This window comes from Xylanibacillus composti (assembly GCF_018403685.1).
GTDB lineage: Bacteria > Bacillota > Bacilli > Paenibacillales > K13 > Xylanibacillus > Xylanibacillus composti.
Genome location: NZ_BOVK01000098.1, coordinates 1 through 4,763 on the forward strand (window position 1 = coordinate 1; position 4,763 = coordinate 4,763).

Genomic DNA, 4,763 nt, shown 5'->3' on the forward strand with positions numbered 1-4,763 from the left:
TTCCTAGCTCACCCTAAAAGCCGGCTTAAGACTTTTTGCACTAATGATAATTTGGATTATAGTGGAAAGGGGGAGTATTTACTGATATAATTTTATGCATCTACTAGAACAGTGAGGGGGCAAATCTATGAGCGCGCCAAATCTAACCGTCGAAGATGTAGAGAACCACATACCGAATATTCGGAATGTTGAATTTTTGGATAACGGCGGTCAAAAAACGGTGTTTACTTGTGAAATTAATGATAAACCCTTTGTACTTAAATTCATCAAAATTGCTGATGTTATAGATGATGATGATGCAGTACAAAATGATATTGTTGCAAGAGCAAAACGAGAAATTGAAATAATGGATAGATGCAGTAGCCCATATTTGGTGAAATTAGGGCCGATTAGAATGACAGAAATTGATATAAACAATATAAGACTTCTCTATTTTTCTGAGCAATATATTCAAGGGATAGCATTACATAAAGTAATTCGAGAAGAAAAACTAAGTCTACAGCAAACAATTATGCTTGCACAAAATATTGCATTAGCAATACAAAGTCTATGGGATATTGGAATGATTCATCGAGATATCAAACCAAAGAATGTTATCAAGCGAGATGATGGATCGTTTGTACTATTAGATGCTGGTATTGCCTTTGACTTAAACTCGGAATCCCTGACATCATTTGGACCTGTGGGAAGCAGGCTGTATATGTCACCAGAACAAATTACAACTCCTAGTAGAAGTCTTGACTTCAGATCAGATCTATTTTTATTAGGCATACTGATGTACGAGGCATTAAGTCAGCAACATCCATTCTTTCAACAAGGAATGAATGTAACACAAGTAATGGGGAGTATAGTTAATATTACTCCAAAACAATTGATGGAGGTTGTACCTGGAATTCCAATTCAACTTAACCGACTAATTATGAGACTACTAGCTAAACAGCCTCATTTGCGTTACAGAAGCATTGAAAGTCTTTATCAAGAGCTAGAACGTCTTAAGGAGGTAATTTAATGTTATTCGCTCAACATGGTTTCGGTAAGAGTAATAAAATTGATAGAGGGTTAGCCAGTAATCATCTTTCCGGTATTATACTGAGCCCAAAAGATGAAACAGAACAAAATATGCGAAATTTTGTTCAGACGTTACAAATGACAAACCCAAATATTGAAACATTATTTGACAATCAACTCTACCATGTACCATTTAATAATGCTAACGATAGAAATCTCCCTAGTTACCCCTACTATCCAGGTCATTTATCATTGTCGGCATTTAGAGGGACGGGACAACTTAGAAAAATAACTTCTAATGTTATAGACTATCAAGATTCTTTGGGGACTTCATACATTACTTCACCATGTATATTAATCAGTAATTTTACTGATAGGGAAACTCAAATTGTATTAAATTTAGCGCAGGATTCAATTGATTATCACCGTGACAATAGGATTCAGAATCCTTTAGTAATTTCTTTGCTAATAAATGAAAATGCATTCTTAGATACTTTACAGGTCAATCAATTTTTAAATGAAATATCTGTACTTGATGCAACAGGATTTTACATTACAATTGCTAGAAACAGTCCAGCTTACAATCAAATTTTTGATAACAAAACTGTACTAACAAACATCTTAACATCTATTTATTCATTGGCTGAAATAAATGAATATAAAGTCATAATGGGCTATTCTGATTTTGTTGGAATCCCTTTTCTATCAGTAGGTGCTTATGCAATTGGTTCTGGATGGCACAATGGATTAAGGAGATTTACAGTTCAACAAAGAATTTTACCATCTAGTGGCGGAAGACAGCCAAGACACAGATACTCATCTTGGCCATTACTTAATTCGATATTAATGTCTGAACTTGATACAATATCAAATTCAACAACTCTGTTACCACAGATTCTTTCAGGAACATCTTATGATACTAGAATTCTAACAGCATCAAACCCTCTTTCAGCTCCATGGGACAGAGATACGGGGCATATGCAACATTGGGAGGCATTATGTAACGGAATAACCCATATAGTTAGTCCTCATAATGACATTTCCAGCAAGTTAGACGCAATGCAACAAACAATTGCAAATGCACTAGGTCTATACTCTCTCTTAAATGCATCATATGTGCCGCTTGAGCATTCATCCCAACCTCATCATTTAACAATATGGAATGATTCAATCAATGACTTTAGAAAGCAGGCTAATGTTTAACAATCAGGCTATCCATTTCATGAAGTACATGTGCTATTCCTATTAAATGAAATGACTTTTTTTTGGGCTTTATTTTTGTTGGTTTATATAAAACTTTCTGGCTGCCTGATTCTTCAACTTGAATCAGGCCAACATTATTTATCCTAAAAGCTTCAATGTTTTTAACTGCTGGATTTATATGTTTTGCAGGCATTACCACATAAGAGTAATTTGAAAATCCTTTGTACTGGGAAGCTTGATAAAGAGCTCGCTTCCAATTCGATAACTTAACTTCATAGGCATATAGTTCAATAGTTGGTATATTGAATTTTTCATTAATTGTATAACATCCATTTGGAGTGATGCTAATTACGTCAGCTTGCAATAAGTTAAATAGCCATCTATTAATGGTTTCCTCTGATAGACCCAAATACTTTAATATATATGTTTTTGATCGAGGGGCCCGTTTGTGAAGTAAAGCAATAATATTGGCACTTGTGTAATGCTTTAGATAAGAGATTTGTTTGCACTGTGGAAAAGGTTCCTTATCTTTTATAAATGCCGCAACTATATCAGCACGTCCCTGCCAGCAATCTACCTCGCGTAAGATCAGTGGGGAGTTTTTAATGGTGCTGTTTAACAGATTAGCTATAAATATTTCTACTAAGTCTTCCTCTGAGTTAAAAGCTTTATACTTTCTTTGATTGGTCATAGTATTTATATCCTTATAAGTTGTTTTATATATTATAAACCTTTTTCGAATTATGTATTCAGTTATTTAACTATATTTGCAGTATACATTATTTACTTCAATCTTAGAAAACATGTCCTCCGTAGTTATTATATAATATATAATAAGGTCAGTGTTACAATCAAATAATTCAAAATTTGCGGAGGGTTAATGCAGACTAAAAATTACTCAGGAATATGTATCGAGATACTGAAAGCCGCGGGGCCATTATTGGGAAGCGAACTTCAAGAACAACTAGTACTCAAAACCAACATTAAACCAAACAATGCGCGACAAGTTCTACTTAGATTGCGGAAAGATAAAATTTTACTTACTACTGACCCAGTAAGATTTTCACAAAACCAACTGCTTTATTTTCTTCCAAAGCAAAACCTAAACTCTAAAATCAAGGAGATTATGCCTGATCATAGAGAAACTTTTCATCGAATATTTCAGGCATTTGTAGAATTGCAGGGGTTTCTACATCTCCGTGAATTCTCCAAAATCTGCGCAGGAGTAGTCAACAAAGCAGAAAAGGAGAAAATGGGATTAAAGCAAAAAGAAGTATATCAGATAATTGATGAGTTACTGAAATTAAATATTATTGAACCATTATATGATTTTGGAGGAGAGCAGTTTATTGTTGCTAAAAAGGAATGGGTATCAACAGTAAACATTGATGAGAGCAACCTACAAAAAAGGTTGAAAGACTTGGAATTCACCGATGACTTCACTGGAAGTTTATTGGAATGGCTAGAAAGAATGAATTTTGCTGGTGCGAATAGTACTCATCTATTGCAGGGGAAGAGTTATAATGGATTCTCTTGGGATGCAATAGGATACTCTTATTTATGGGGATTATATAAAGCTAATGAGCCCAACGCTTTTCAACCTTCTGAAGATAAAATCCCTTCAGTTATTGTTATTGAATCTATTTTACACAGAGTTATGAGGCGATTTGATGTAACTGGATTTATCAGTAGAATAAGTGTTATATACGGAAGACTAAAAGTTAAAGATAACTTTAGAATCTTGCCAGTGTGTTTTGTTCAAAGTATTAATGAAGATGCATTGAAGTTAGCTAGACAACGTGGAATAATGGTAATCTCAATATCTGAGGTGTTTGGTACAAAAATTGCTGATGCATTAAAAATGGTTAGAGATCTTGATCCCAGAAAAATAGACCCAGAAGCATTAGCGAAAGTTCTTGCTGCATCAGATGCAAGTGGTCATGATGGGAAGTTTGGTTCATTAAAAGGCTATGTGTTTAATTTTTTAGTCGCATCAGTATTCAATAACCAAGGTTATAATTCTAGAATTGGTTGGAAATATGAAGCACTAGGTAGAAAATGCGAATGTGATATTACAGCCTCAGTGGATGATGATTACTTAATTGTCTGTGAGACAAAAGGATATAATGAAGGAACCCAAGTAGAACTGGGTGAAACAGAAAATGATAAGGATTCTGTAAGGAAGTTTTTTGAAAAAACATGCGAAATAATCGGCAAGTCCACTGGGAAGAGAATTTTACCTGTATTCGTTACATCGGGTAATTTTTCTACGGATGCGATTGAATATATGCAAGAATACGAAAAGAGAAAGATTTTTAAAGATTTTCTCAAAATGAGAAATTTCCCAAGTACACTTTATTTTGATCGAAAAAAATTATTAGACTTATTCGGTAACTCGAGAATGTATACAGAACATAGGAAAATAATGAAAGAGTTTTTTCGAGATCATAAACGAGATAAGTGAATGAAATGAATATTAATATTTAATAAATTTCGCGTTTAAACCAACTCGTCTGCCCTAAAAAATAAGAGCTTTTAGGGTGAGCTAGGAA

General features: G+C 33.9%; 4 protein-coding genes. 3 read left to right on the plus strand and 1 reads right to left on the minus strand.

From position 1 onward, the window contains the following. Window positions 1–127 precede the first annotated feature (127 nt). Both XYCOK13_RS21400 and XYCOK13_RS21405 read left to right on the plus strand, forming a co-directional pair. Complete coding sequence (locus tag XYCOK13_RS21400) at window positions 128–1,009, plus strand: serine/threonine protein kinase (protein ID WP_213414287.1); 882 nt, start codon at window positions 128–130, stop codon at window positions 1,007–1,009. Then, complete coding sequence (locus XYCOK13_RS21405) at window positions 1,009–2,211, plus strand: hypothetical protein (protein ID WP_213414288.1); 1,203 nt, start codon at window positions 1,009–1,011, stop codon at window positions 2,209–2,211. Before XYCOK13_RS21400 ends, XYCOK13_RS21405 begins: the two co-directional genes overlap by 1 nt. Here the strand turns inward: XYCOK13_RS21405 and XYCOK13_RS21410 are convergent. Continuing rightward, window positions 2,201–2,902 carry a hypothetical protein gene (locus tag XYCOK13_RS21410; protein WP_213414289.1) on the minus strand — a complete coding sequence of 234 codons (702 nt, stop codon included), beginning with the start codon at window positions 2,900–2,902 and terminating at the stop codon, window positions 2,201–2,203. The genes XYCOK13_RS21405 and XYCOK13_RS21410 overlap by 11 nt on opposite strands. A gap of 189 nt (window positions 2,903–3,091) precedes the next feature. Here XYCOK13_RS21410 and XYCOK13_RS21415 point away from each other — a divergent pair, with 189 nt between their 5' ends. Continuing rightward, the gene (locus XYCOK13_RS21415; protein ID WP_213414290.1) at window positions 3,092–4,675 is read left to right on the plus strand and encodes a hypothetical protein; all 1,584 of its coding nucleotides are present in this window, start codon (window positions 3,092–3,094) and stop codon (window positions 4,673–4,675) included. Window positions 4,676–4,763: the final 88 nt, after the last annotated feature.

Excerpts from the sequence above, each read along its gene's own strand:
- XYCOK13_RS21415 (WP_213414290.1), top strand. The coding sequence starts at position 3,092 with ATGCAGACTAAAAATTACTCAGGAATATGTATCGAGATACTGAAAGCC.
- XYCOK13_RS21405 (WP_213414288.1), top strand. The coding sequence starts at position 1,009 with ATGTTATTCGCTCAACATGGTTTCGGTAAGAGTAATAAAATTGATAGA.
- XYCOK13_RS21410 (WP_213414289.1), bottom strand. The coding sequence starts at position 2,902 with ATGACCAATCAAAGAAAGTATAAAGCTTTTAACTCAGAGGAAGACTTA.
- XYCOK13_RS21400 (WP_213414287.1), top strand. The coding sequence starts at position 128 with ATGAGCGCGCCAAATCTAACCGTCGAAGATGTAGAGAACCACATACCG.